Annotated in this window: 23 protein-coding genes; 10 read left to right on the top strand and 13 right to left on the bottom strand. The window is 32.7% G+C overall.

The features are described 5' to 3' along the window. Nucleotides 1-327: 327 nt before the first annotated feature. Nucleotides 328-1,089 (top strand): tRNA pseudouridine(38-40) synthase TruA, encoded by a 762-nt coding sequence (gene truA / locus H6578_04635; protein MCB9226436.1) that lies wholly within the window; start codon nucleotides 328-330, stop codon nucleotides 1,087-1,089. Next, a complete protein-coding gene (locus H6578_04630; protein ID MCB9226435.1) occupies nucleotides 1,089-2,858 on the top strand; it encodes an ABC transporter ATP-binding protein in 1,770 nt (589 codons plus the stop codon). Before truA ends, H6578_04630 begins: the two co-directional genes overlap by 1 nt. A gap of 4 nt (nucleotides 2,859-2,862) precedes the next feature. Here H6578_04630 and H6578_04625 read toward each other — a convergent pair whose 3' ends face one another. Both H6578_04625 and H6578_04620 read right to left on the bottom strand, forming a co-directional pair. Further along, nucleotides 2,863-3,210 (bottom strand): MGMT family protein, encoded by a 348-nt coding sequence (locus H6578_04625; protein MCB9226434.1) that lies wholly within the window; start codon nucleotides 3,208-3,210, stop codon nucleotides 2,863-2,865. Further along, nucleotides 3,200-3,919 (bottom strand): tetratricopeptide repeat protein, encoded by a 720-nt coding sequence (locus tag H6578_04620; protein MCB9226433.1) that lies wholly within the window; start codon nucleotides 3,917-3,919, stop codon nucleotides 3,200-3,202. The genes H6578_04625 and H6578_04620 overlap by 11 nt, the downstream gene beginning before the upstream one ends. A 236-nt stretch (nucleotides 3,920-4,155) precedes the next feature. Between H6578_04620 and lipA the strand changes: the two genes are divergently transcribed. Next, nucleotides 4,156-5,022, top strand: a complete 867-nt coding sequence (gene lipA, locus H6578_04615; protein ID MCB9226432.1) for a lipoyl synthase — start codon at nucleotides 4,156-4,158, stop codon at nucleotides 5,020-5,022. A 5-nt stretch (nucleotides 5,023-5,027) separates the two neighbouring features. Here the strand turns inward: lipA and H6578_04610 are convergent, their stop codons facing one another. Beyond that, nucleotides 5,028-5,963 (bottom strand): hypothetical protein, encoded by a 936-nt coding sequence (locus tag H6578_04610; protein ID MCB9226431.1) that lies wholly within the window; start codon nucleotides 5,961-5,963, stop codon nucleotides 5,028-5,030. Nucleotides 5,964-6,030: 67 nt separating this feature from the next. On the opposite strand from H6578_04610, the gene H6578_04605 reads away from it, so the two are divergent. Further along, nucleotides 6,031-7,332, top strand: a complete 1,302-nt coding sequence (locus tag H6578_04605) for a 2-oxo acid dehydrogenase subunit E2 (protein MCB9226430.1) — start codon at nucleotides 6,031-6,033, stop codon at nucleotides 7,330-7,332. 542 nt (nucleotides 7,333-7,874) lie between these two features. On the opposite strand, the gene sufD is transcribed toward H6578_04605, so the two are convergent. From sufD to H6578_04575, 6 genes are all read right to left on the bottom strand, one after another. Beyond that, nucleotides 7,875-9,185, bottom strand: coding sequence for a Fe-S cluster assembly protein SufD (gene sufD / locus H6578_04600; GenBank protein ID MCB9226429.1), 1,311 nt, complete (start codon nucleotides 9,183-9,185; stop codon nucleotides 7,875-7,877). A gap of 66 nt (nucleotides 9,186-9,251) precedes the next feature. Next, entirely contained in the window at nucleotides 9,252-10,004 is a 753-nt protein-coding gene (gene sufC / locus H6578_04595) for a Fe-S cluster assembly ATPase SufC (protein ID MCB9226428.1), read from the bottom strand. 47 nt (nucleotides 10,005-10,051) lie between these two features. Beyond that, nucleotides 10,052-10,399: a four helix bundle protein gene (locus tag H6578_04590; GenBank protein MCB9226427.1), complete on the bottom strand. Its 348-nt coding sequence runs from the start codon at nucleotides 10,397-10,399 to the stop codon at nucleotides 10,052-10,054. An 86-nt stretch (nucleotides 10,400-10,485) separates the two neighbouring features. After that, a complete protein-coding gene (gene sufB / locus H6578_04585; protein MCB9226426.1) occupies nucleotides 10,486-11,931 on the bottom strand; it encodes a Fe-S cluster assembly protein SufB in 1,446 nt (481 codons plus the stop codon). Between the two features lie 108 nt (nucleotides 11,932-12,039). Beyond that, a complete protein-coding gene (locus H6578_04580; GenBank protein MCB9226425.1) occupies nucleotides 12,040-12,471 on the bottom strand; it encodes a hypothetical protein in 432 nt (143 codons plus the stop codon). 63 nt (nucleotides 12,472-12,534) lie between these two features. After that, the gene (locus tag H6578_04575) at nucleotides 12,535-13,005 is read right to left on the bottom strand and encodes a low molecular weight phosphotyrosine protein phosphatase (protein ID MCB9226424.1); all 471 of its coding nucleotides are present in this window, start codon (nucleotides 13,003-13,005) and stop codon (nucleotides 12,535-12,537) included. Between the two features lie 178 nt (nucleotides 13,006-13,183). Here H6578_04575 and H6578_04570 point away from each other — a divergent pair, with 178 nt between their 5' ends. Continuing rightward, nucleotides 13,184-14,299, top strand: a complete 1,116-nt coding sequence (locus H6578_04570; GenBank protein MCB9226423.1) for an ATP-binding protein — start codon at nucleotides 13,184-13,186, stop codon at nucleotides 14,297-14,299. A gap of 5 nt (nucleotides 14,300-14,304) precedes the next feature. Here the strand turns inward: H6578_04570 and H6578_04565 are convergent, their stop codons facing one another. Beyond that, nucleotides 14,305-14,667, bottom strand: coding sequence for a 6-phosphogluconate dehydrogenase (locus H6578_04565; GenBank protein MCB9226422.1), 363 nt, complete (start codon nucleotides 14,665-14,667; stop codon nucleotides 14,305-14,307). An 82-nt stretch (nucleotides 14,668-14,749) separates the two neighbouring features. On the opposite strand from H6578_04565, the gene mnmE reads away from it, so the two are divergent. The 3 genes from mnmE to H6578_04550 all read left to right on the top strand — a co-directional run bounded on the left by mnmE (nucleotide 14,750) and on the right by H6578_04550 (nucleotide 18,817). Further along, nucleotides 14,750-16,135 carry a tRNA uridine-5-carboxymethylaminomethyl(34) synthesis GTPase MnmE gene (gene mnmE, locus H6578_04560; protein MCB9226421.1) on the top strand — a complete coding sequence of 462 codons (1,386 nt, stop codon included), beginning with the start codon at nucleotides 14,750-14,752 and terminating at the stop codon, nucleotides 16,133-16,135. Nucleotides 16,136-16,180: 45 nt separating this feature from the next. Continuing rightward, the gene (locus H6578_04555; GenBank protein ID MCB9226420.1) at nucleotides 16,181-17,137 is read left to right on the top strand and encodes a Fic family protein; all 957 of its coding nucleotides are present in this window, start codon (nucleotides 16,181-16,183) and stop codon (nucleotides 17,135-17,137) included. A gap of 375 nt (nucleotides 17,138-17,512) precedes the next feature. After that, entirely contained in the window at nucleotides 17,513-18,817 is a 1,305-nt protein-coding gene (locus H6578_04550) for a Fic family protein (GenBank protein MCB9226419.1), read from the top strand. Between the two features lie 283 nt (nucleotides 18,818-19,100). Here the strand turns inward: H6578_04550 and H6578_04545 are convergent, their stop codons facing one another. Beyond that, nucleotides 19,101-19,439 carry a DUF2853 family protein gene (locus H6578_04545; protein MCB9226418.1) on the bottom strand — a complete coding sequence of 113 codons (339 nt, stop codon included), beginning with the start codon at nucleotides 19,437-19,439 and terminating at the stop codon, nucleotides 19,101-19,103. A gap of 143 nt (nucleotides 19,440-19,582) precedes the next feature. Between H6578_04545 and H6578_04540 the strand changes: the two genes are divergently transcribed. Both H6578_04540 and H6578_04535 read left to right on the top strand, forming a co-directional pair. Then, on the top strand, nucleotides 19,583-21,127 hold the full coding sequence (locus tag H6578_04540) for an acyl-CoA carboxylase subunit beta (protein MCB9226417.1): 1,545 nt from the start codon (nucleotides 19,583-19,585) through the stop codon (nucleotides 21,125-21,127). Nucleotides 21,128-21,139: 12 nt separating this feature from the next. Next, nucleotides 21,140-22,774, top strand: coding sequence for a hypothetical protein (locus H6578_04535; GenBank protein ID MCB9226416.1), 1,635 nt, complete (start codon nucleotides 21,140-21,142; stop codon nucleotides 22,772-22,774). On the opposite strand, the gene H6578_04530 is transcribed toward H6578_04535, so the two are convergent. Together H6578_04530 and H6578_04525 are read right to left on the bottom strand one after the other, a co-directional pair. After that, nucleotides 22,771-23,424: an outer membrane lipoprotein carrier protein LolA gene (locus H6578_04530; protein ID MCB9226415.1), complete on the bottom strand. Its 654-nt coding sequence runs from the start codon at nucleotides 23,422-23,424 to the stop codon at nucleotides 22,771-22,773. The genes H6578_04535 and H6578_04530 overlap by 4 nt on opposite strands. A gap of 41 nt (nucleotides 23,425-23,465) precedes the next feature. Further along, nucleotides 23,466-25,925, bottom strand: a complete 2,460-nt coding sequence (locus H6578_04525; GenBank protein ID MCB9226414.1) for a DNA translocase FtsK 4TM domain-containing protein — start codon at nucleotides 25,923-25,925, stop codon at nucleotides 23,466-23,468. Nucleotides 25,926-25,928: the final 3 nt, after the last annotated feature.

The raw sequence follows: 25,928 nt of genomic DNA, 5'->3' as shown, positions 1-25,928 counted from the left end.
TATAAAGTAATAAACAGACAAATTAGTATGCTCCTACAAATAAAAATACTTTAGGAAAAATGAAGTTGAGCATACATTAATTTGTCCTCGTCTGTTTTATAGCATTTTAGTGTTTTTGATTACAGTCTTGACCTTTGGTTACCTTTGTGTCAAGACAAAGGTAAAAGAATGCAAACTGACTAAAATTACTTAAACGTCCCACCCTGCTATATTAAAGCATAAAGTATTGGTATAAAATGGATAGTCTAAAAAAATAGTTAATTAGTTTGTAGCATAAAGGAATTGGCTACCCACCAAAGACTAATAATTGTATCTTTGCCGTTCTTTATGGAGAATGGGGAATATCCAAAACGATTTTTTGTAGAAATAGCTTATGATGGTACGCATTATTTTGGTTGGCAGCGTCAGCCAGATGTGCTTACCGTACAGCAAGTGATAGAAGAAACTTTGAGTAAATTGTACGCAGAAGAAATAAGCATAGTGGGTTGTGGTAGAACCGATACAGGAGTAAATGCCAAGCAATATTTTTTCCATTTTGATGCTCCAAAGGAACGCAAAGAGTTAGCTTTTATATTGCAAAAAATGTTTCCACCTAAAATAGGCGTTTTGGGTGTTTATGAAGTGGCACATAATGCACACACCCGATTTGATGCTACAGAGCGTACGTATTGGTACTTTTTAGATGAAAATTTTGATACTTTTAGAAGAAATCAAACGTGGTGGTATCCGCTTTCTACCTTAGATTTTGATAAAATATATGAAGCTACCAAACTTTTTACCCAATATAAAGATTATACCGCTTTATGCAGGTTTAATCCCGAGCTAAAAAATCATGATTCTTATGTTACGCAAGCAGAATGGTGTTATTTTAAGCCCGAGAAACGAGTTATTTTTAAAGTTAAATCTAACCGATATTTAAGGAACCAAATACGCAGAATGGTAGGTTGTTTAATAGACATAGGCAGAGGTACTTTAACGGTAAATGATTTAGAACAGGCTTTAAAACACGGCACAGAAATGAAATACAATAGGGCAGCACCGCCACAAGGTTTATTTTTATGGCAAATAAAGTATCCATACATTAAATAATGCAACAGAAAAACGAATACGATACCAGCCTTGATTTTAAATTGCTTATGAAAGTAATAAAACTGGCAGCACCTTTAAAAGGTTTGCTGTTTGTTACTATTTTGTATGCTATTATTATTGCGGTGTTAGTGCCACTTCGCCCCGAACTTTTTCAAAGACTTATAGATAACGGCATTTTGGGCGAAGGAAATAATATACAATTAATTATTATTGCTATTATTGTTTCTTTGATAGCCGAAACATTCTTTCAATATCTTTTTATTTATAGTAGCAATTTGCTTGGACAATCTGTAGTAAAAGACCTTAGAACTAAGGTTTTTAAGCATGTTATAAATTTAAAACTCAGTTATTTTGATAAAACACCTATTGGAACTACCACTACCAGAACTGTAAATGACATAGAAACCATAAACGATATTTTTACCCAAGGTTTTATTAGGCTTATAGCCGATATTCTTACGCTTGTTTTTATTGCTTCTTGGATGCTGGTAAAAAACTGGAAATTGGCGTTAATCAGTATGATAGCTTTGCCTATAATGGTTTTTGCCACTTATGTTTTTAAAGAAAGTGTAAAATCGGCATTTCAAAAAGTGAGAACGCAAGTAGCTTTACTTAATGCTTTTTTGCAAGAGCATATTACGGGCATGAGATTGGTTCAAATATTTAGTGCAGAAGAGCAGGAGCTGAGCAAGTTTAAAGAAATAAATGAAAAACATAAAAAAGCAAATATAGAAGCTATATGGGCGTATTCTATTTTTTTTCCTGTAGTAGAAATTTTGCTGGCTATAGCTACAGGCTTAATGGTTTGGCTGGGAGCTAATTTGCTTATACAAAATAAACTTTTTACCAATTCGGGAGAAATAGCTTCAGTAGGGCTTATAGTACAATTCATTTTATTAATCAATGCCTTGTTCCGGCCTATTAGATTTATGGCAGAGCGTTTTAATACTATGCAAATGGGGCTGGTGGCGGCCAATAGAGTTTTTAAACTGTTAGATAGAAATGAGTTTATAGAAGATAATGGAGCAATAGACAATAAAGATATAGAAGGAAAAATAGAGTTTAAAGATGTGAAATTTGCCTACATAGGAGATGATTATGTGCTTAAAAATGTGTCTTTTACCATTCCTGCGGGAAAAACTTTAGCCATAGTAGGGCAAACAGGCTCTGGGAAAAGCTCTATAATAAATTTGCTAACACGCTTATACGACTGGCAAAGTGGCGATATTCTTTTGGATGATATTTCTGTGAAAGATTACAAAATAGAATTTTATAGAAAGCAAATGAGTACCGTGCTACAAGATGTTTTCTTGTTTTCGGGCTCTGTTTTAGATAATATTAGATTACTTAATGAAAATATAACGGAAGAGCAAGTAATAAAAGCATCTAAACTAATAGGAGCTCATGAGTTTATAGAAAAATTGCCAAATGGTTATCATTATCAAGTTATGGAACGTGGAGCAACATTAAGTTTAGGGCAGCGACAGCTTATTTCTTTTGTGCGAGCTTTGGTATTTAATCCTAAAATATTAATTTTAGATGAAGCCACATCTTCTGTAGATACGGAAACAGAATATATAGTACAATCAGCTATTGATAAACTTATAAAAGACAGAACTTCAATAGTGATAGCTCACAGGCTTGCCACCATTAAAAATGCCGATTATGTATTAATGCTTGAAAACGGTAAAATTCTTGATTTTGGCGAAAAAGAAGTACTCTTAAATACTCACGATAGCGAGTTTAAAGCATTTCTTGAAAATCATTAGGGAATTACAATTCCATTTCATTTAAAGGAGTCCAAAGAATCTGTTCAAAATTTTGTATTTGGTTATTTTTTATAACTATTCCTTCTTTTTCAAGAAGTTGTTGCATGGTATTGGGTGTTTCAAAATGATGTTTTCCTGTTAGCAAACCTTTTCTATTAACTACTCTATGAGCCGGCACTGTAGGAAATTGTACATGGGCATTATTCATAGCCCAGCCCACCATTCGTGCCGATTTTTTAGCACCTAAAGCTTCGGCTATAGCTCCATAAGTGCATACTCTACCTTTGGGAATTAATCGTGCTATTTTATAAACATCTTCAAAAAAAGAAGATTTATCTTTTTTATTGCTCACAGTATTGTTGTAATAGAGCTTTTGATGATTCTAAATTTTTACTTACAGCAGTATTCCAATCTTCACAAGCTTTTTTAATCAAGTTAGCTTTTTGGTACGCTTTTCCTCTCCATTCTAATGCAGTAATATAATTGGCATTTAAGTTTAAAACTTCGGTAAAATCTTTTATAGCTACATCAAAATCTGCATAATAATAATTGCTTAAACCTTTTTGAAACCATACCTCTGTATCGTCAAAATAAGACTCTAAATAAATGCTAAATGCTTCGTTTGCCAATTTGTATTTCCTTTTATAATAGTAGCATAAACCTAAATATTTATAGGGTTCAAGTACGCTGGGGTTAAAAGCTATAAGGTGCTGAAAATCAGATAAAGCATTGTCATACTCATTTATTTTCATATAGGCTAAACCTCTATTTTTGTAGGCATCTATATTGTTGCTGTCTAATTTTAGTACTGCACTTAAATCAGTTGCAGCTTCGGTATAATTTTTAAGTTTGTATTGGCTTAATCCTCTGTTGTAGTATGCGTATTGAAAATCTTGTTTTAAGGCAATAGCTTCATCAAATTTTACAAGAGCGTTTTCAAAATCATTGCTATAAAAGTATTTAATACCTTCGCCATAAAGTTCAAAAGCTTTTTTTTCATCATCTTGTTGAGCAAAAACTACAAATGGCAACACTAAAAAAGCAACAAAAAGACTTTTCATAAAATAAAGGTAATGAATTTTACTAAAGTTGAATTTATATCTAAAGTTTGTTTTATCAACAGATATATTGTTAAATGATTTATAGAGTAAAGACAAAGACGAAAAAGGCACTTTTTATAAAGTGTATTATTATGAGGAAAGTTAATAGAATGAGGTTTTGCTAAATGGGTTTAGCAATATGTTAATCTAAATAGAAACTTAATTTTATGCACTTATGTTTATCTTTGTATTAAGCCATGGAAAATACAGCAAAACAAACACGCATACAAAAACCGGAATGGTTAAAAGTGAAGTTGCCTTCAGGCAAAAATTCTTCTGAAGTACTTAAAAATGTTACTAAGCATGAGTTGCACACTATTTGTCAAAGTGGCAACTGTCCCAATCAAGCCGAGTGTTGGGATTTTGGTACGGCTACGCTTATGATTTTAGGAAATGTATGTACCCGTTCGTGTAAGTTTTGCAATGTAGAAACAGGCAAACCAGAGGCTGTAGATGTAATGGAACCATGGCGTGTGGCAAGGTCGGTGCAACTTATGGGCTTAAAACATGCCGTTATAACCAGTGTAGATAGAGATGATTTAAAAGACGGAGGTGCTAAAGTGTGGGCTGCCACTATCCGTATGATACGCAAGCACTGCCCGGGCGTTACTATGGAAACTTTAATTCCCGATTTTCAAGGGAAAACAGAAAATTTACAATACATAATTGATGAAGCTCCAGAGGTGGTTTCGCATAATATAGAAACGGTAAAACGCTTAACTAAAGAAGTGCGTATGCAGGCAAAATACGAAAGAAGTATTGATGTTTTGGCAAAGCTAAAAGAAGGTGGCATAAACAGAACCAAAAGTGGCATTATGTTGGGCTTAGGCGAAACTTTTGACGAAGTAGTAGAAGCTATGAACGATTTGAGAAATGCCAATGTAGATGTATTGACCATAGGACAATATTTACAACCTACCAAAAAACATTTAGCTGTGCAAGAATACGTTACACCCGAAAAATTTAAACAATTAGAAGAAATAGGTTTGCAAAAAGGTTTTAAATATGTAGAAAGTGGACCTTTAGTGCGTAGCTCATACCATGCAGAAAAGCATATAGATTAATTCCTCTATTTTTCATAATACAAATAAATAATATCACTGGTTTTTAAATCGGAAAATAGCACTTTTTTGTAAGTTTTATCTTCAAAAACCAAATGAAAAGCTGCCGTGTTAGGTTCTATTTCTCCTAAATTTTCGGCATAAAGCAAAAGTGTGTTCATGCCTTCATTTAATTTAATAGGTAGTTTTAAAGCCTTCTTTTTTAATGGATAATGATTTAAAATAGCTCTGCCGTTTAAATAAATATTTACCGTGTCATTATCTACTACTTTATCGTCAAAAATTAATAAATCAAAATTATCATGGTTTACAATATTCACATTTTTATCTTTTACTTTTCTACCTAAAAATTCAGTAATTTTCAAACTGTCAAAATTATATATTTCTTCAGTTTCTTTAGGTTCTATTACCACGGTATCTCTATCTAAATAATCTAAATTTAAACTTGAAACATTTAAAATATCATCTATCGTATTTATATCTAAACCCCACCACCCCGAAATAGGTTTGTAGCCAATAGTTAGCAAATCATAGGGTGCATCGGCATATATTTTATACTTATATCGTTGTGTTTTTTGGTCAATATATACAAAATGCGAGCTACTTAAATTATAAATTATAGGCTTGTAATTTCTGCCTTCCTCTCTATTTCCTTCTTTTATAGCCAAAAAAATTCTCAACTCCAATTGCGTATTTTCGTATTGTAGCCAATCTCTTTTGTGTTTAGCCATAAATAAGTCTTTACTTATCCAAAATTCAAGTTCATAGTATTCTCCTTCGCACATAGCTTTTTTAAAATAAACACTTGTTAGTTCTTCAAAAGAATAAGGCAAAGCACTTGTGCCAAAAGAATTATAATCAACACCATAAATATTGCTACAAGGATGCTGAGTGTAAGCAAAAAACCCGATAAGTAATGTTAAAATAGTAAATTTAGCACGCATTATCTGCAAGATACAAAAAATGAAAGTATAATATTGTTTCAAATAAAGAATGAAATAATTTACCTTTGTGAAAACCAAACAACTTATGGCAGAAGTACTTAGACTACCCCGAATGAGCGACACCATGGAAGAGGGTGTTATAGCAGAATTACATATAAAAGTAGGAGATAGCGTTTCGGCTGGCGATATTATAGCTGAAGTAGAAACCGATAAAGCTACCATGGAATGGGAATCTTTTCAAGAAGGAAAAGTATTATATATTGGAGTAGAAAATGGCGATACCGTTCCTATTAATGCTTTGGTGGCTATAATAGGGCAAGAGGGCGAAGACATACAAGCTTTATTAAGCAAAGAAGCTAATAAAACAACGGTGGCAGAGGAAGAAGATGAAGGTCCGGCAGTAGAAACCAGCAAGGAAGATGATACGGACAATACTATAGAATTTAATATAGAAGATAATGAAAGTACGGCTAATAATGAACGCCTGAAAGCAAGCCCTTTGGCTAAAAAAATAGCAGAAGAAAAAGGAATAGACTTACATCAAATAAAAGGTAGCGGAGATGAAGGTAGAATAACCAAAAAAGATGTAGAAGAATACAAGCCTACTGCTGTTGCTGAAATTAAAACAAAACCGGAAGAAAAAGTACAACAGCAAATTGAAATTCCTCAAATGGTTGGCAATGAATCGTTTAGAGAAGAAAAAATAAGTCAGGTTAGAAAAACTATAGCTAAACGCTTGACAGAAAGTAAATATAGTGCTCCTCATTTTTATTTAACCGTAGAAGTGAATATGAATAAAACTATAACAGCCAGAGAAGAAATAAACAAACAAATAGCTCCAAGCAAAATTTCTTTTAACGATATAGTAATTAAAGCAACCGCCAGTGCTATACGCAAGCATTTAGATGTAAATGTTTCTTGGCTGGGCGATACTATACGCTACAATGAACATATACATATAGGTATGGCTGTGGCTACAGATTTTGGTTTGGTAGTTCCGGTTATAAAATTTGCCGATAATAAATCTTTGCTTCATATAGCAGAAGAAGCTAAGCAGTTTGCCGGCAAAGCAAGAGATAGAAAACTAACGCCCGAAGAAATGAAAGGCAATACTTTTAGTATTTCTAATTTGGGAGGATTTGGTATTAATGAATTTACCGCTATCATAAATCCACCGGATTCTTGTATTTTAGCTGTGGGAGGCATTAAAAAAGAATTAGGTTATAACGAGAACAAAGAGATTGTAGAAAACAATATAATGAAACTAACCTTGTCTTGCGACCACCGTACTGTAGATGGAGCAGTAGGAGCTAAGTTTTTAAATACCTTAAAAGCTAATTTAGAAAACCCGCTGATGATGTTGGTGTAAAAAAGAATTATATGACTATCCGTTATTATACCAATAATTTATACTTTAAGATAGCATCTTGGGACGTTTAAGTAATTTGAATTACAGTTTGTGGTCTTTTATTTTTGTCTTGATACAAAAGTAACAAAAAATCAAGACTGTAATCAAAAACACTAAAATGCTATAAAACAGACGAGGACAAATTAATGTATGCTCAATTTTAGTTTTCCTAAAGTATTTTCACTCGTAGGAGCATACTAATTTGTCTGTTTATTGTTTTATAATTTCATTCATTTTGGATGCCTGTTTTACATCATTTCTTAACGTATTTTTGATTAAGGTCAGTTAAAAGTGCACCTTAAGTTTGTAAGTGGGGCACCCATTAACCGAAAACTCCGTAAAAAATTAAACTGTTTGAAGAACGGAGTGATGAGTTTTTGATTTTTAGGAGTTGAGGTTATAATGGGTCGCTGAAAACTTAGTGCGATTCTTTTGTAACTTTTCTACTAAAGAAAAGTTAATGTAAAATACTTCATAGCTATCTTTACGGATAGTCATAAGAATTACTCTTTTATGCCACTTTGTACACTTTCAAAAGTGCTGTACTCTGTTAAGTCTAAATTGTGCACTAAACGTCTTTCTACAAAGTTTCTAAAATCTTCATTTTCAATTTGTTGTACTACATCTTGAGCAAAAGCAAATACAATTAATTTTTTGGCTTTATCTCTTGGTATTCCTCTGGTTTCGGCATAGTAAATGGCATCTTCGTCCAGCTGACCGCAGGTAGCTCCGTGGCTACATTTTACATCATCGGCATATATTTCAAGCTCGGGTTTGGTGTTCATGGTAGCATCTTCGCTTAGCAAAATATTTTTATTGCTTTGAAAAGCATTTGTTTTTTGAGCACCTTCTGCTACATACACTTTGCCATTAAAAACGCCTGTTGACTCATCATTTAAAATACCTTTAAATGTTTGAAAACTTTGGCAGTTTGCCGCATTATGGTTTATGAGTATTCTGTCATCGGTATGCTCTTTTTTATTATTTATAAAAACACCATTGATGATAGCTTCGGCATTTTCGCCATTTAGATTTACTCTAAAATTGTTTCGTATAAAATTGCCACCCAAATCAATAGCCGTAGTTTTTAATCGGCTGTTTCTGCTCATTTCAAAAAACTTATTGCCTATAAAATAAAAACCATTGTTTTCCTCTTGGTAAATTCCTACTTTCAAACTAGCATTTTCTCCTAAAAAATACTCCGAAAAATGATTTAGATTATAGTCTATTTTTTCGTCTAAATTGCTGTAATCTTCTATTATAGTTACCTCTGCATTTTCTTCAAGTACTATTAAATTTCGCTGGTTATTAAGCGTATCTTCTTTTTGCTGCGAGCCTAAATTGAGTATAACAATAGGCTTTGCCGTATGCGTATTTTTCTTGGCATAAATAAATATTCCACAGTGAGCAAAAGCTGTATTTAACTCGGAAAAATAATCGGGATATTCTTTTGTGGTTTCATTAAAATGTTGATTTACAATATCTCGGTATTCTTTTCGGGCATCGCACATGCAGGTTATTATTAAGCCACTTTCATCTTCGTGTATGGTAGATAATGACTCGGAAAAAATACCATTAACCGTTACCAAAATGTGTTTGTCTTTAATGTAATCGTGTTTAAAATACTCCGGTATTTTATGCGGAACGGAGGCATCTGTATTAGGCGTAAGATTTTTAAAATGGCTTAAATTGCTGTATTTATATACCTCAGATTTTCTTGTAGGTAAGCCCATTTTTTCAACCCTATTAAAAGCCCTATTTTCTATGCTTCCTTCTTTCTTATTTAATTTTTCAAATGCTGCTGTGTAATTCATTTTTTTGTCTTTGGTCAATAGTTTTTAGTAGTTTATTATTAGCACCTTGTCTAACACTCTAAAAATCTATAAGTCTATTGTCTCTTTTATCCAATCGTAACCTTTTTCTTCTAACTCTAAAGCCAATTCTTTAGGCCCACTTTTTACTATTTTGCCTTCGTACATAACATGTACAAAATCTGGCACTATATAATCTAACAAACGCTGATAATGTGTAATAACCACAAAAGCATTGTCATTGCTTCTTAGTTTATTCACTCCGTTAGAAACTATTTTTAAAGCATCTATATCTAATCCGGAATCCGTTTCATCTAACACGGCTAATTTTGGCTCAAGCATTGCCATTTGAAATATTTCATTACGCTTTTTTTCTCCACCGGAAAAACCTGTGTTTAAAGAACGGCTCATAAACTTTTGGTCTATTTCTACCAACTTCATTTTTTCTTTCATCAATTTTAAAAAATCGCTGGCTTTGTATGGTTCTTCTCCGTTGTGTCTTCTGCGTTCGTTAAGTGCCGCTTTCATAAAATTAGTAGTGGTAACTCCGGGAATTTCTACAGGATACTGAAAAGCCAAAAATATACCTGCTCTGGCTCTTTCATCGGGCTCCATTTCCAGTATATCTTTTCCTAAAAATTCTATAGAACCTTCGGTTATTTCATAGTCATCTTTACCGGCTATTATATTTGCCAAGGTACTTTTCCCCGTTCCATTAGGACCCATTATGGCATGCACTTCTCCTGCTTTGACCTCTAAATTTAGTCCTTTTAATATCTCTTTGCCTTCTATGGTGGCGTGTAAGTTTTTTATTTTTAACATAACTCTAATTTGATAATTAGTCAATTTGAAAATTTGGAAATGCTATCCTATTTGCTTTTAGACGTAATTATTATCTTGTTTATAATATTATTAATGTCTTTAAGTTCTTCTTTTAATTCTTTTGTGTTTGGGTAATTCTTTGACAAATCACATAATTCTAACCAATAATCAGTTTCTTCTATTTCTTTAGCAGCAATTTTAAACTTATGAATAAAGTCTTGTTTACTTTCTGCATTTTGAGCTTCACGCACATTAGCACCAATTGATGTTCCAGCTTTTAATAATTGATTGGCTATCACAAATTTTTTTCTGTTTTCTAAAATCTCACAATATTCAATAATGCTAAGAGAAAATTGTAATGTTAACTTCAATATTAAATTTTCTTTCTGTTCCATCCATTATCTAATTATCTCATTTTCAAATTCTCAAATCTTTTTATTGTTGCCATTAACTTGAAACTTTTTAAGATTAAACTTATTAACTAACCAACAGAGCCTTCCAAACTAATTTCCAACAATTTCTGTGCTTCTACCGCAAATTCCATAGGCAATTCTTTAAAAACTTCTTTGCAAAAACCGTTTACAATTAAGTGTACCGCTTCTTCTTCGCCAATGCCTCTTTGGTTGCAGTAAAACATTTGATCTTCGCCTATTTTAGAAGTTGTAGCTTCATGTTCTACCTTAGCCGTTTTGTTTTTTATTTCTATGTAGGGGAAAGTATGTGCTCCGCAGGTTTCTCCCATTAGCATACTATCGCACTGCGAGAAATTATAGGCATTTTCAGCAGTTTTATTTATTTGTACTAAACCTCTATAAGAGTTTTCGCTAAACCCGGCAGAAATTCCTTTACTAACTATTCTGCTTTTAGTGTTTTTTCCTATGTGAATCATTTTAGTTCCCGTATCTGCCTGCTGATGATTATTGGTAACCGCCACAGAATAAAACTCTCCAATAGAATAATCGCCTTTTAAAATACAACTTGGATATTTCCATGTTACGGCACTTCCTGTTTCTACTTGCGTCCAGCTAATTTTTGAATGTTTGCCGGCACACAATCCTCTTTTAGTTACAAAATTAAATACACCACCTTTTCCATTTTTATCGCCCGGATACCAGTTCTGAACCGTAGAATATTTAATTTCAGCATTGTCTAAAGCTATTATTTCTACAATGGCAGCGTGCAACTGATTTTCATCTCTTTGTGGTGCTGTGCAACCTTCTAAATAGCTGGCATAGCTTCCTTCTTCTGCTACTATTAAAGTTCTTTCAAATTGCCCTGTGTTTTGAGCATTTATCCTAAAATAAGTACTTAATTCTATAGGACATCTTACGCCTTTAGGTATAAACACAAAAGAGCCATCGCTAAAAACGGCAGAGTTTAAGGCAGCATAAAAATTATCGCGAGGAGGCACAACCGAACCTAAGTATTTTTTTACTAATTCAGGGTGCTCCTGCACGGCTTCAGAAATAGACATAAAAATAATGCCCTTTTCTGCCAGTTGTTTTTTGAATGAAGTAAAAACCGATTCGCTGTCCATTACAAAATCTACAGCAACGCCTGCTAATATTTTTTGCTCTTCAATAGGAATGCCCAAGCGTTCGTAAGTACGCAATAGCTCAGGGTCTGCTTCATCTAAACTATTTAGTTTTTTCTTCTCCTTAGGTGCAGCATAGTAGCTAATACTCTGAAAATCTACCTTAGGATATTTAACATGAGCCCAAGTAGGCTCTTCCATTTTTTGCCAAATTTTAAAGGCGTTTAATCGGTATTGCAACAGCCATTCCGGCTCATTCTTTTTAGCAGAAATAAAGCGGATTACATCTTCGTTTAATCCAGCTTCAGCTATTTCTTGCTCTATATTGCTTACAAAACCAAATTTATATTCTCCCGATGTGGCTTCTTCTAATATTTTATCGTCTTCACTCATAATTTCAAATCGTGTGCAAAAATAAAACCTTTATAAAGCAAATAAAAGCTCTATTTAGATTCTTTCTATTTAACAATAAGAATTACAATAAAGTTTTAGAAAAGGAAATTATTTTTTTATACAATTCAAGTACAATGTAGATTGTTTATATTCTGTATTCTCGGTATGTTGTTCTAATGAAATAGTATAATCTCTTGGATTAAAATTTCCGAATAAGGAGTTTATGAAATTATCATCGGTTCTCGCAAATGAAAAATAAGGGTTTAGTCCAACATTTGTAGAAAGATGTTTTAAACTATCATTTTTGTACGTAAACTGGTAACTATTATCTGCTAATCTATCAATACATATTTCTATATTGTTGGCTGTTGTATTGGTAAATGTTCCGGTATATATGCCACTATCTGTAAGTATTCGTTCATATTGATTAAATTGCCCATTACAAAAATAGCAACCTTCAAATTTATCAATATTTGGTTTTGTACATGAATATGATAAAGCTATTATAATGAAGAATAAAACTGCGGTATTAAAACTCATACTGAGCACTAATATAACTTAAATAATGCATAAATACTTGTTGTTTTTTAGGCTTTATTTAATCTAATATTTCTTAATAATACTTTCACAGGCTTTATCCAGCATTTCAAATACATTTTCAAAGCCATATTCGCCATAGTATGGGTCGGGTACATTTATGTTTTCTTGGGGATAAAGCTCATTCATTATTAGTTTCACTTTTTGTTTTTCTGCTTCATTATGAGCAAGAGCCACAATGTTTTTATAATTGCTCATATCCATGGCATAAATAATGTCAAAGGCTTCAAAATCCCAACCTCTAAACTGTCGGCTTCTTTGGTTTGTAATATCTATGCCGTTTTCTTGTGCCACTTTTATTGAGCGTCTATCGGGTTTTTCTCCGGCATGGAAACCACTGGTGCCGGCACTTTCTACTTCCCACGTTTTAAACAGCTCATTGCCAAGGTTTATTTGCTCATTAATTTTATGCTGCAAAATACCTTCCGCCAAAGGCGACCTACAAATATTTCCCAAGCAAACCATTAGTATTTTCATTGCTAAGCAAAAGTAAGAAATGTAATGCTAAAGTTGCTAATAGATTTTCTTTACACTAAAAAATTCCGAAATAACATAAAGAAAATTCCGAAATAACATAAAGAAAATTCCGAAATAACATAATTTTGTTTATCTTTGGTGTGTGATAATAAGACAAGCGAATAAGAAAATAAAGGAAATGGCTAAAAAATTTCCTATAATTGTTTTAACCGGCCCACGGCAATCGGGAAAAACAACATTGGCTAAAGCTCTATTTAACAAATATGAATATGTAAACTTAGAAAACCCCGATGTAGGTCTGTTTGCTACAAATGACCCCAGAGGTTTTTTAAAACTGTACAATAAATATGTAATAATAGATGAAGCACAAAAAGTGCCGGAATTGTTTTCCTATCTTCAGCAAAAAGTAGATGATGATAACATAGAAGGGCAATATATTTTAAGTGGTTCTCAAAATTTTCTGCTGTCTCAAAAAATAGCTCAAACATTGGCAGGCAGGGTTTATGTAATGGAATTATTGCCTTTAAATCAGTATGAACTGAAGGGGGCGAAAATAAAAGATTTTGCACAAGCCATAATTACAGGCTCGTACCCCAGAATTTATGACAAAGGAATACAGCCAAATGATTTTTATCCAAGCTATATAAAAACATATATTGAAAAAGATGTAAGGGACATATTAAATGTGCAAAATCTTGCTGTTTTTCAAAAATTTATAAGTGTATTGGCTCATTATGCCGGGCAGTTATTTAATGCAAATAGTTTGTCAAAAGAATTGGGAATTGATGCAAAAACAGTTCAAAGCTGGTTGTCTATTTTAGAAACAAGTTATATTGCCTTTACCTTGCCTGTGTGGCATAAAAACTTTAAAAAAAGATTGATAAAAACACCCAAATTATACTTTTACGATACGGGTTTATTGGCTTATTTGCTGGGAATTTCCAGTAGTAAGGATTTTATGATTTCGCAATATAAAGGTGCGTTGTTTGAAAATTTTGGAATAATAGAAATAATAAAAAATAACAAAAACAGAGGCAACAACAATAATTATTATTTTTGGCGAGATAGTAATGGCAATGAAATTGATTTAATTATAGAAAAAGGAGAGCAAGTAAAATTAATAGAAATGAAAGCCTCCGAAACGGTAAAGAGCGATTATCTTAAATCTTTACACTATATAGATGCACTAAATGATAATTTAGCGTTATCACATTTTCTATTTAATTCAAGCCAAAAAACACAGAAAAGAACCAATGAAACCATAGTGGCTTGGGATGATGCCACAACAATTTAGCTGTTTTATATATCTCCCAGTTCTTCAATATCGGTAACAAAATACTTGGTTTCGCCCCACCAAGGAAGAGTTATGTATTTCTCTACATAAAAAAGTTTCACTCTTTTAGAGTTATCTAAGGCTTTATTCAAGTCTTGAAGTACATCTTTATCTTTAATAGAAAATTCCCACACATTGCTAACGCCTACGTCATTAGTTTGGTCAAAACCACCAATATTTAATTGCCCTTCATAAGTTTTAAAAATCACTCCTTTTTTGCTTATTTTCATTAAAATACCTGAACGTACCCCTTCAGAAAAATTAGCAAAATAGAGAAATGCACCTACGCCAATTAACAATAAAAGAATGGTAGCTAATACTTTTTTCATTTTGTAGTTTTATGGTGTAAATATAAGAATATAAGCACTACTTGTATTCATTTAAGCTTTTAAATTATCTTTGTATTAATAAATGAATAAACAGCAACACACCATAGCCGCAATAGCTACCGCCAATGGAATGGGTGCCATTGGGATTATTAGAATGTCGGGGCAAGATGCCATTGAAATTTGTGATAAAGTATTTAAAGGAGCTAATTTAACAAAGGCAAAAAGCCACACCGTACACTATGGACATATTGTAGATGAAAATACTGTTTTAGATGAAGTAATGGTTAGTGTTTTTAAAGCTCCAAAATCTTTTACCACAGAAAACAGTGTAGAAATTTCTTGTCATGGTTCGCCCTATATTTTAGAAAATGTACTGCAATGTTTAATTAAAAATGGTGCTAAAATGGCAGAGCCGGGCGAGTTTACCATGCGAGCTTTTTTAAACGGCAGAATAGATTTAAGCCAAGCAGAAGCCGTAGCTGATTTAATAGCCAGCAACTCAAAAGCGGGGCGAGATTTGGCATTGCAGCAAATGCGAGGCGGTTTTGCTACGGAGCTTAAAAACTTACGCACCGAATTAATAGATTTTGCGGCACTTTTAGAATTGGAATTGGATTTTAGCGAAGAAGACGTGGAGTTTGCCAACCGCAAAGAATTAATAGAAAACCTGCAAAAAATAAAGCGTGTTTTAGGGGCGTTAAAAAGCTCTTTTCAGTATGGCAATGCTATTAAAAATGGTGTAAGTGTGGCTTTGGTGGGCAAACCCAATGCAGGGAAAAGCAGTTGGATAAATGCCTTAACCAATGATGAAATATCAATAGTGAGTACCATAGCCGGTACCACCCGCGATAAAGTAGAAGCACAGTTAAGTATTAATGGCGTTTTATATAGATTGATAGATACGGCAGGCATTAGAGAAACCCAAGATGAAATAGAAAGTATAGGAGTAGAGCGTGCATTGAGTACCATTCAAAAAGCAGATATAGTTTTGTTTTTGTTTGATGCCAACGAAACCGATTTTAGCACATTTGAAAAAGAATTTAAGGAAATAAACGGCTTAAATACTAAGGCTAAAACTATAATAATAGCCAATAAAGCCGATTTGCTGGCATTAGATTATGAGCAAAACAATGCGGTATTTAAAGCGTATTCAAATTTGTATTTTCTTTCGGCACACCGTAGCGATGATGTTCATTTTATAAAAGAGCAGCTAAGCAAAGCCGTAGAAGAAATGAACCACAGCGAAAGCAATTATGTGGTAAGCAATGCCCGTCATTTTGAAGCCCTAAACCAAGCCTATAAAGATGTAGAAGAAGTATTGCACGCTTTTGACCTCCAACTCAGTAGCGATTTAATAGCACACACCATGCACCATGCCATAAAAAGCATAGGCAGCATAACCGGAGAAATAGATATGGATGAAGATATACTGGGTGCTGTGTTTGGAAAGTTTTGTATTGGGAAGTGAATTTTTTTCTATCTTCGTGATACTATCAAATGATACTATCACAAAATGAAACCACTCTATCAAATAAACAATAAAATACTACAATTAGTTGTTGCTATTTCCGAAAAAATAGGGGAAATAAATGCTACACATCTGTACAAACCACCAACGGAGCTAAGAAAGAAAAACCGAATTAAAACGATACAATCCTCTTTAGAAATAGAGGGAAATACGCTTACAGAGGAGCAAATAACGGCACTATTAGAAAATAAGCGAGTATTAGCACCTAAAAAAGATATTGTTGAGGTACAAAATGCTATTAAAGTTTATGAGCAGTTACATAGCTTTAATTCTAATAGCCTTAAAGACCTTGAAAAAGCACATGGTATTTTAATGAATGGTTTAATTGATACCGCAGGCAAACTCCGCACTAAAAACGTGGGAATTGTCAAAGGTTCAAAAGTGGAACATATTGCTCCAAGTGGAACTATGGTAAAGGGATTAATGAATGACCTATTTACTTATTTAAAGAAAGACAAAGATTTACTACTAATTAAAAGTTGTGTATTTCATTATGAGTTTGAGTTTATACACCCATTTATTGACGGTAACGGTCGTATGGGGCGATTGTGGCAAACCCTTATTTTAATGCAGGAATACCCAGTATTTGAATACTTGCCTATTGAAAGCCTTATTAAAGAAAACCAAGAAACCTATTACAAAGTACTTTCTCAATCGGATAAAACGGGAAGTTCTACGCCATTCATTGAGTTTATGCTAAACATAATACTACAATCATTACATAACCTCCTTAAAACGCAAAATAGAACCTTAACAACTGAAAACAGAATAGAGCTTTATAAAGAGATAGTAAAGAACAATGAATTTAGCCGAAAAGACTATTTACAGAACTTTAAGGAGATTAGCCAAGCCACAGCAAGCCGAGATTTAAAATGGGGAGTAGAGCAAGGCATATTAAATAAAACAGGAGATAAAAGATTGACTAAGTACCAATACAAATAATTTATGCGGAGATTAGCTACCATAAACATCGCAATTTTGCGGAGATTAATTCATATGTTTACCGTATAATTGATAAATAATGGCAACCTAAACGGTATTAGGTGTATAAGTTTTATACAAATAATACCAATTGTCAACACAAAATAGTCTAATCTATTTTGTGTTTTACAATGGTAAATGCCGATAGAGCAATATATTTAGTACAATAAGACGTAGCCGAGATTGGACTATTATATATTCCTAATCGGTATAAATTTATGAAAAATGACCACCCAAACTTATCAAAAGTATGTAAAGTAATTTTATAAAAATACCGAGATTTTACGATAATCTCGGTATTTTGCTTTATATTTGTTTGCAAATCCTTTAAGCAACGTGATAGAAAAACCCCCTCAAAGCAAGGAACTTACCACAGATATTACCATTCAAAACATGGTTGACATTGATATGGCAGGTGTTTTAAAGAAAATACAAGACAACTATTTGTATTGGGACAAAGTAAAGTATCAAAAATCAAAACTTAGTGCCACCGATTTATGGTTTGCCGTAAAATTGCATAGACGGCTAAAAAGCAATATTTTAACCTTTGGCAAATATCAATTTTCTTATATTGTTACAGATTTTATGCAGCAAACACTGCATCATTTTGACTTGAATATAGGAGGCTCTCTTACTAGTAATATAGGTATAGCAGAAACAGATAAAAACAAATTTATTATTAGTTCGCTTATTGAGGAATCTATAAGCAGCAGCCAAATAGAAGGAGCTGTAACCACCCGAAAAAAAGCAAAAGAAATGCTCCAAAAAGAGAGAAAGCCAATCAATAAATCGGAGCAAATGATAATGAACAATTATATAACAATGAGAAAAATTGTTCAAATAAAAGATAAAGATTTAAGCGAAGAACTTTTGTTAAACATACACAAACTAATAACAAACAGTACTCTTGACAACAAAAATGAAGAAGGCAAGTTTAGAGAAAGCAATGAAATACATGTAGTTAATTCGGTAACAGGGGAAATGGCTCACACACCACCAGACTATGCCGAATTGAAAAAGTTAATTAAAGACCTATGTGCTTTTTTTAATAAAGAAAATGCCACGTTTATACACCCTATTGTAAAAGCAAGTATTATACATTTTTTAATAGGATGGATTCATCCTTTTGTAGATGGAAACGGTAGAACGGCTAGAGCTTTGTTTTATTGGTATATGTTAAAAAAAGGCTATTGGCTAACCGAGTTTTTATCTATTTCAAGAATTATAAAAGACTCTAAAAAACAATATGAAAATGCTTTTATATATACCGAGTTGGACAATAATGACATGGGGTATTTTATTAGCTACCAGCTTAAAACTATGCAAAAAGCATTTGAGTCTTTGAAGTCTTATATAAACTTAAAGCAAAAAGAAGTTTTTCAATCGGCTCGGTTTTTAAAAATACCTAATATAAACGAACGTATGGCTCAGATATTAAAACTGTTGTACGATGATGGAGACCGAATATTAGATTCTAAATTTATAGAAAACAGATTTAAGATATCTAACTTTACTGCTCGGTCAGATTTAAAAACACTTGTACAATTAGGTTTTTTAGAAAGTGTACAAGTTAATAAGAAGAAGCACAATTATATAAAATCAAAACAGTTTGAAAAGCAATTGCGAAAACACAATGTTTAAAATATAGAGATTTTGCGATAATCTCGGTATTTTTTATAAATGTAAAATAAACGTATCCATTCAACCAAATTAGAGAATACCATATTTTAATTTTTATTGTGTATAAACCTGAGTTCTATTAATATTTATACGAACAGGTATTGAATAAAATGAAAAAGGCAAGGCGTAACCGATATTGGACTATTATATATTCCTAATCGGTATAATAAATTGGACTTTATGCAAAAAAAAAGACTGTCCAAAATTTTTCGGACAGTCTCTTTTTTTGTACGGTTATAAAAAATTAAGCGTAAACGCTTTCTTTTTTAAACTCTTTGCAAAGCAAGTAATATACACAAGCTCTGTATTTATTTCTGTTAGATTTTCCTAAAGTTTCAACAGCTTTAGCTATGCCTGCATCTAATTTTGGGCTGTCTGCTAAACCTAATTTTTTCATTAAGTAATTTTTCTTTACAGTTTCTAATTCGCTTTCGTCAGTACCAGATACTGTTTCAGCATCAGCTTTGTAAATAGAAGGACCTAAGCCTACAGTTACTTTAGTTAATAAATCCATGTCAACTTTTACGCCAGCACCTTTTAATTGCTCAGCATATTTAGCTACTTTTTCGTCTCTTTTGCTCATTTTAGTTTAATTTATGTTTAATAAAAATAATAACATTACCAAATGTAGCAATTCTCGTACCATTTTTATAAATAGAACGCTTTAAGTTTTCAACAATATTTTATACAGTTAATTTCTTACTTTTGTAAACTAAACTTATTTTCATGCAAGACAAATTAAAACTGCTACAGTCTAAACAAGAAAAAGCAAAGCTTGGTGGTGGCGAAAAAAGAATTAAAAGTCAACACGATAAAGGAAAACTTACGGCAAGAGAACGCTTACATTTTTTATTAGATGAAGGTAGTTTTGAAGAAATAGGAATGTTAGTAACCCACCGTTCTACAGATTTTGGCTTAGACAAACAAAAATATTATGGCGATGGAGTGGTTACCGGCTACGGCACTATACATGGCAGATTAGTTTATGTTTTCTCTCAAGATTTTACAGTTTTTGGCGGTTCGCTTAGCGAAACTCAAGCCGAAAAAATATGTAAAATTTTAGATTTAGCCATGCAAAATGGAGCTCCTGTTATAGGATTGAACGACAGCGGTGGAGCCAGAATACAAGAAGGCGTAGTTTCTTTAGGCGGATATGCCGATATTTTTTATAGAAATACTATTGCCAGCGGTGTTATACCACAAATTTCTGCTATAATGGGTCCTTGTGCCGGTGGTGCAGTTTATTCGCCTGCTATTACAGATTTTATTATGATGGTAGAAAATACCTCTTATATGTTTGTTACCGGGCCAAATGTGGTTAAAACCGTAACTCACGAAGAAGTAACCAGCGAAGAATTAGGCGGAGCAAGTGCTCATAGTAGCAAAAGTGGTGTTACTCATTTTTCTTGTGCAAATGAAATAGAATGTATTGAAAACATAAAAAACTTGCTTAAATATATTCCTCAAAATTGTGAGGATAATGCACCGGTTTATCCTTATGAAAATACAGGAAATGAAGTGCGAGAAAAATTGAACAGTATTATTCCCGAAAGTGCTCAGCAACCTTACGATATGCGTGAGGTAATAAAGGAAATAGCAGATGAAAATTCTTTTTTAGAAGTACATCAAAATTATGCTGAAAATATAGTAGTCGGTTTTGCTTTGCTGGGAGGAAGAAGTGTGGGCATAGTGGCTAATCAGCCAGCGGTTTTAGCAGGAGTTTTAGATATAGAATCCAGCAAAAAAGGAGCTCGTTTTGTCCGTTTTTGCGATAGCTTTAACATACCTATTTTAACTTTAGTTGATGTTCCCGGTTTTTTGCCCGGCACCGACCAAGAGTGGCATGGCATAATTACTAACGGGGCAAAATTGCTGTACGCTTTTGCTGAGGCTACTGTTCCAAAAGTTACGGTAATAACCCGAAAAGCTTATGGCGGAGCTTATGACGTAATGAATAGTAAACACATAGGTGCCGATTTGAATTTTGCTTGGCCAAGTGCCGAAATAGCTGTAATGGGAGCTAAAGGAGCTTCGGAAATTATTTTTAGAAAAGAAATAGCTGAAGCAGATGATAAAGAAGCTAAACTGCAAGAAAAAACGGATGAATATACCGAAAAATTTGCTAATCCTTACCTTGCCGCTGCCAGAGGTTTTGTAGATGAAGTAATAGTACCAAGTTCTACCCGAAAAAAATTAATTAAGGGTTTTAAAATGCTTGAAAACAAGGTAGATAACCTGCCACGAAAAAAACACGGAAATATTCCATTGTAAATTTATAATGAAATGGATAGCATAAAAAAGACTATTTCAAATAATACAGCTATGGTATTGTTCTTTGTTTATGCTTTAATAACTTTATTTCTATATAAAAATACCTACAATGCCGGCTTGGTATTTGATTTTAACGGCTGGGCTTTAAAATACGAGCAAGGAAGTGTTATAGATGCTTTAAAATGTTTTGGTTATCCCGGTCTTCATCAGGTGGAGCAAGTTACTTTTTATACGCTGTATAAACTTTTTGGGTTTAATGGAAAACTTTGGTATGCTTTGTTTGCTGTACTTCATGCTTTAGTTGCGGTGCAAGGATATTTACTGATAAAAAGCCTATTAAATAATTCAAAAAACGGCAAAAAGGAAATTGCTTTTTTTGCTTCTTTATTGTTTTTAATAAGTCCACTTGCTACAGATGTAGTGGTCTCTAAAGTTACTATTCATTATTTACTTAGTGGTTTGTTTATTTTTTCTTGTTTAAGGTTTTATTTAAAATATGAAGCTGTCAAAAGCAATAAAAGCCTAATTTTTTCTATACTATTCTTTGTTTTAGCTTTGTTTAGTTTAGAAATAGCTTATGTTGTTCCTATATCTATTGTTTTTATTTATCTAATTCAAAATAATTTTAAACTTAAGTTTAACACTTTTAAAACGCCCATTGTATATTTTGTTGTTTTAATAGCTTTTTTGTTTTTACATAAAGCAGTTATAGGTTCATTTATTGGGCATTATGGAGCAGATGTTCATACCCATTTTGATTTAGCACAAATTATTGCCAATTTATTTGGTTTTGTAAGTGGATATATAACTTTTTTTGACTCTTGGAATTTTACTTATAAAACTAAAGCTTACAATTTTGTTTATAGTTATTATTACGTATTCATTGGTTTTTTTGTGGCAATAACTTTGTTTATTATTTGGAAAGATTTAATAAAAAAATCTTTTGTCAAAAACTTAGTTTTAGTTTCCGGTTTAAGTGTAATATTATTATTGCCTGTTTTAAATCTCTATTTTATACTAATGGGACAGGGAGGCAATGACAGATATGGCTATTTAGCTTCTATTTTTATTTATGGCTTTTTAGTATTAATAATTTATAAGGTTTTTCCTATAACTATTGCTCGTATTTGTATAGCTATTTTTGCTGTGGCAACAGTGTTAATTTGTACAATAAATATTAAAGATTATGAGCTTTCCGGAGAAATTACCCATAATTTAATGAATGATTTTAGATGGCAAGATAAATCAAAAATTTACATTTTAGTTCAGCCGGAAAATGTAAATGGCGTGCGTATGTTTACTTCTATGGAAGACAATTTTTCTGAATATACTTTGTCTTTGTTTCTTGAAAAAGGAATTGATGTAAGAGAAAAAACGGAATTGATTTATGAAATGAATGTAAACAAAATAGAAGATTCTATAAAATTAAATGTACTTAGCCCTACACACTTGCATATTGAAATAGGCGATTGGGGTACTTGGTTTTGGAAACATCACAATGGAGCTACGTCATTTAGTAGTCAAGATTATTATACCGAAGTTTCTAATGACGGTTTGGCTTTTGATGTATATTTTAAAAATCCTTTAAAAACTGATGAAGCAGTAATATATTACAGCAAAGGAAAATGGAAAGACGTTAAATTTTAAAACCTTGCATCTATCACTTCTATATCCTTATACTTAGAGGGGTCAAAAGTAAAAAAGCTATCAGAAAGTTCTACGTTAGGTTTTATGCCGTTTATTTTATAGATATATCGTGTGCCGGAACGTTCGTATATTTTGGCTTCTACTATACTGTTTTTGCTATCTACGGCTAAATCTATTTTAAAGAAATTTTGGTCTTTATTAATAGGAGCTAATTCTATTACTTTTATTAAAGCACCGGCACTGTTTTTATAGTTTTCTTTCATTCTATATATATAATCTGCTTTATAAAGATTAAATATTACAGAGGGAGAAAAAATAGCATCACTTTCTTCATAATTATTTATTTGCACTTCATTGTACTCTTTCATGTAGTTCCAAAGTGTCTTATTGTCAGAAATAAAAACTTGATCTTTAAGCTCTATTTTAAATTTATCGCCTTTTATCCAAACTTTTACATCCATTACTTGATTATCGTCAACATCCGGTAAATCTATGGTTAAAGCCACATTCATTTCGGCAGACTTATAATTTTTGTATTTAGCCGATAATTCACTTAAAATTTTATCCGCTTCAGGATCTACAACATTACTATCTTGAGCCATTGTGCTAAGCCCCAAAACAAGAAATAAAATACTAAACAATTTTTTCATAAAACGCAATTAATAAAACCCAATTCTAACTTTGATATTAGCTAACTCAAATATTGTTCCAATTCTGTTTGAGTTTTACAATAAACATCTCTTGGTTTACTTCCTAAATTTGGCCCTACAATTCCGGCATCTTCTAATTGATCCATAATTCGTCCTGCTCGGTTATATCCCAGTTTTAATTTTCTTTGAATCATAGAAGTGCTACCCACTTGATTATCAACTATTAAACGAGCTGCTTCTTCAAATAGTTCATCTCTTTCATCATCAGAGTAATTTCCGCCTCCGCCATCGTTAGCGTTGGGGTCTATATATTCTGGTAGCTCAAAAACTCTTGGGTAGCCCTGCTGACTGCTTATAAAGTTTACTAATTCCTCTACTTCCGGAGTATCTATAAAAGCACATTGCAAACGCACCAATTCGCTCCCCTGCGAAAACAACATATCTCCACGACCTATTAACTGGTCTGCTCCTCCCGTATCTAAAATAGTTCTTGAGTCTATTTTAGAAGAAACTTTAAACGAAATTCGGGCAGGGAAATTGGCTTTAATAACTCCCGTTATAATGTTTACAGATGGTCTTTGTGTAGCTAAAATTAAATGAATACCTATGGCACGTGCCAACTGAGCCAAACGAGCAATAGGCGTTTCAACTTCTTTGCCTGCGGTCATTATTAAATCGGCAAATTCATCTATAACTAATACAATGTATGGCAAAAATTTGTGTCCGTTATTAGGATTAAGCTTTCGCTTTATAAATTTTTCGTTATACTCTTTTAGGTTTCTTGCTTTGGCATCCTTTAGTAAGTTGTAGCGGTCGTCCATTTCTATACACAAAGCATTAAGCGTAGCCACCACTTTTTGCACATCAGTAATAATGGCTTCTTCTTCGCCCGGAAGTATGGCTAAAAAGTGTTTTTCAATGGCATTGTATATGGATAGCTCCACTTTTTTAGGGTCAACCAGCACAAATTTTAGTTGCGAAGGATGTTTTTTATACAGTAATGAAACCAAAATAGCATTTATACCTACAGATTTACCTTGCCCCGTGGCACCCGCCATAAGTAAGTGGGGCATTTTGGTAAGGTCGGTAATAAAAATTTCGTTGGCTATATTTTTTCCTAAGGCAATAGGTAAATCAAACTTAGTGTTTTTAAACTTTTCTGACGATAAAATTGATTTTATAGAAACCACCTCTTTATTGGCATTTGGCACTTCTATACCTATAGTTCCTTTGCCGGGTATGGGAGCTATAATTCTAATACCTAAAGCGGCTAAACTTAAAGCTATATCATCTTCTAAGTTTTTAATTTTAGAAATTCTGATGCCCGGTGCAGGTATAATTTCGTAAAGCGTAACTGTAGGACCTACAGTGGCTTTTATTTTAGATATTTCAATTTTATAATTTCTTAAAGTTTCTACAATTTGGTCTTTATTGTTTTCAAGTTCTTCTTTGTCTATGTTTACTTTATCGCCACCATGATTTTCTAAAATAGAAAGTGGTGGGTAATTGTAGTTGCTTAAATCTAAAGTGGGGTCGTAGTTGGTGCTTTTTACATTATCGTTATCGCTCAGCACCGCTTCTTCTTCTACAGCTTCTTCTATGTCTAATTCTAAATCTTCATCGGTGTCATTAGTTTGGTTATTGGTGTCATAAATTTCTTTATTTACTTTTTCAAACCCTTCTTCATCTTTTTCTTTAATTACAAAATCTACAGAGCCTTCTTCGTCTTCTTCATCATCAAAATTATCGTCATCATCTAAAAATTCATCAATATTGGTAGTCTGACTATCAATTTTATCTTTCTCAAAAATACTTTCATTCATAGAAATAGGCACATCGCCTTCTTCCTCTAAATTATTTGAAGTAGCATTTCCTTTTTTCTTTTTTGATTTAAAAAGTAGGAGAATTTTATCAAAACTTATATCAAAAGTTATGACTAAATATGATAAGCCAAACACCAACAAAACGGCTGCTGTTCCAATAAATTTTAAATTATTTACCAGCCAACCTTTAGCTCCGGCTAAGTAGTAGCCCACATATCCACCGGGGTGAAAAAAGCTGTTGGGGAATAAAATGGCTCTAACAAATTCAAATAATGCGGATAAATAGAACATTAAAAAAACACTGTGGTAGGTTATTTTTTTCCATTTAAATTGTTTTACGCTAAACAACAAATTAGCACCATAAACTGTCAATAAAAATGTGATGAAAAATGCGGGAATACCAAACATATTTTTCACAAAAAAGTTGGATAGAATAACGCCTAATTTGCCTAAGGCATTTTTTTCGTTTACTATAGTTGTTTCATTGCCAAAATCGTCAATAATGGTTTCTTCTACCAATACTTCATCGGCATTGGCTGTAAAAATGTGAGATAGAAATGAAACAAAAAGTAAAAAAGCAAACAGAATAAGCACAAGTCCCAATACTTTTTGAAACTTAGGATTTTTATAAAAGACTGTTTTGCTTGTACTTTTTGTATTCTTTACCTTTTTTGCCATAAT

This window comes from Chitinophagales bacterium (assembly GCA_020635995.1).
Taxonomy (GTDB): Bacteria; Bacteroidota; Bacteroidia; order Chitinophagales; family UBA8649; genus JAFMKE01.
This window is presented reverse-complemented; position numbering and strand designations above follow the sequence as displayed.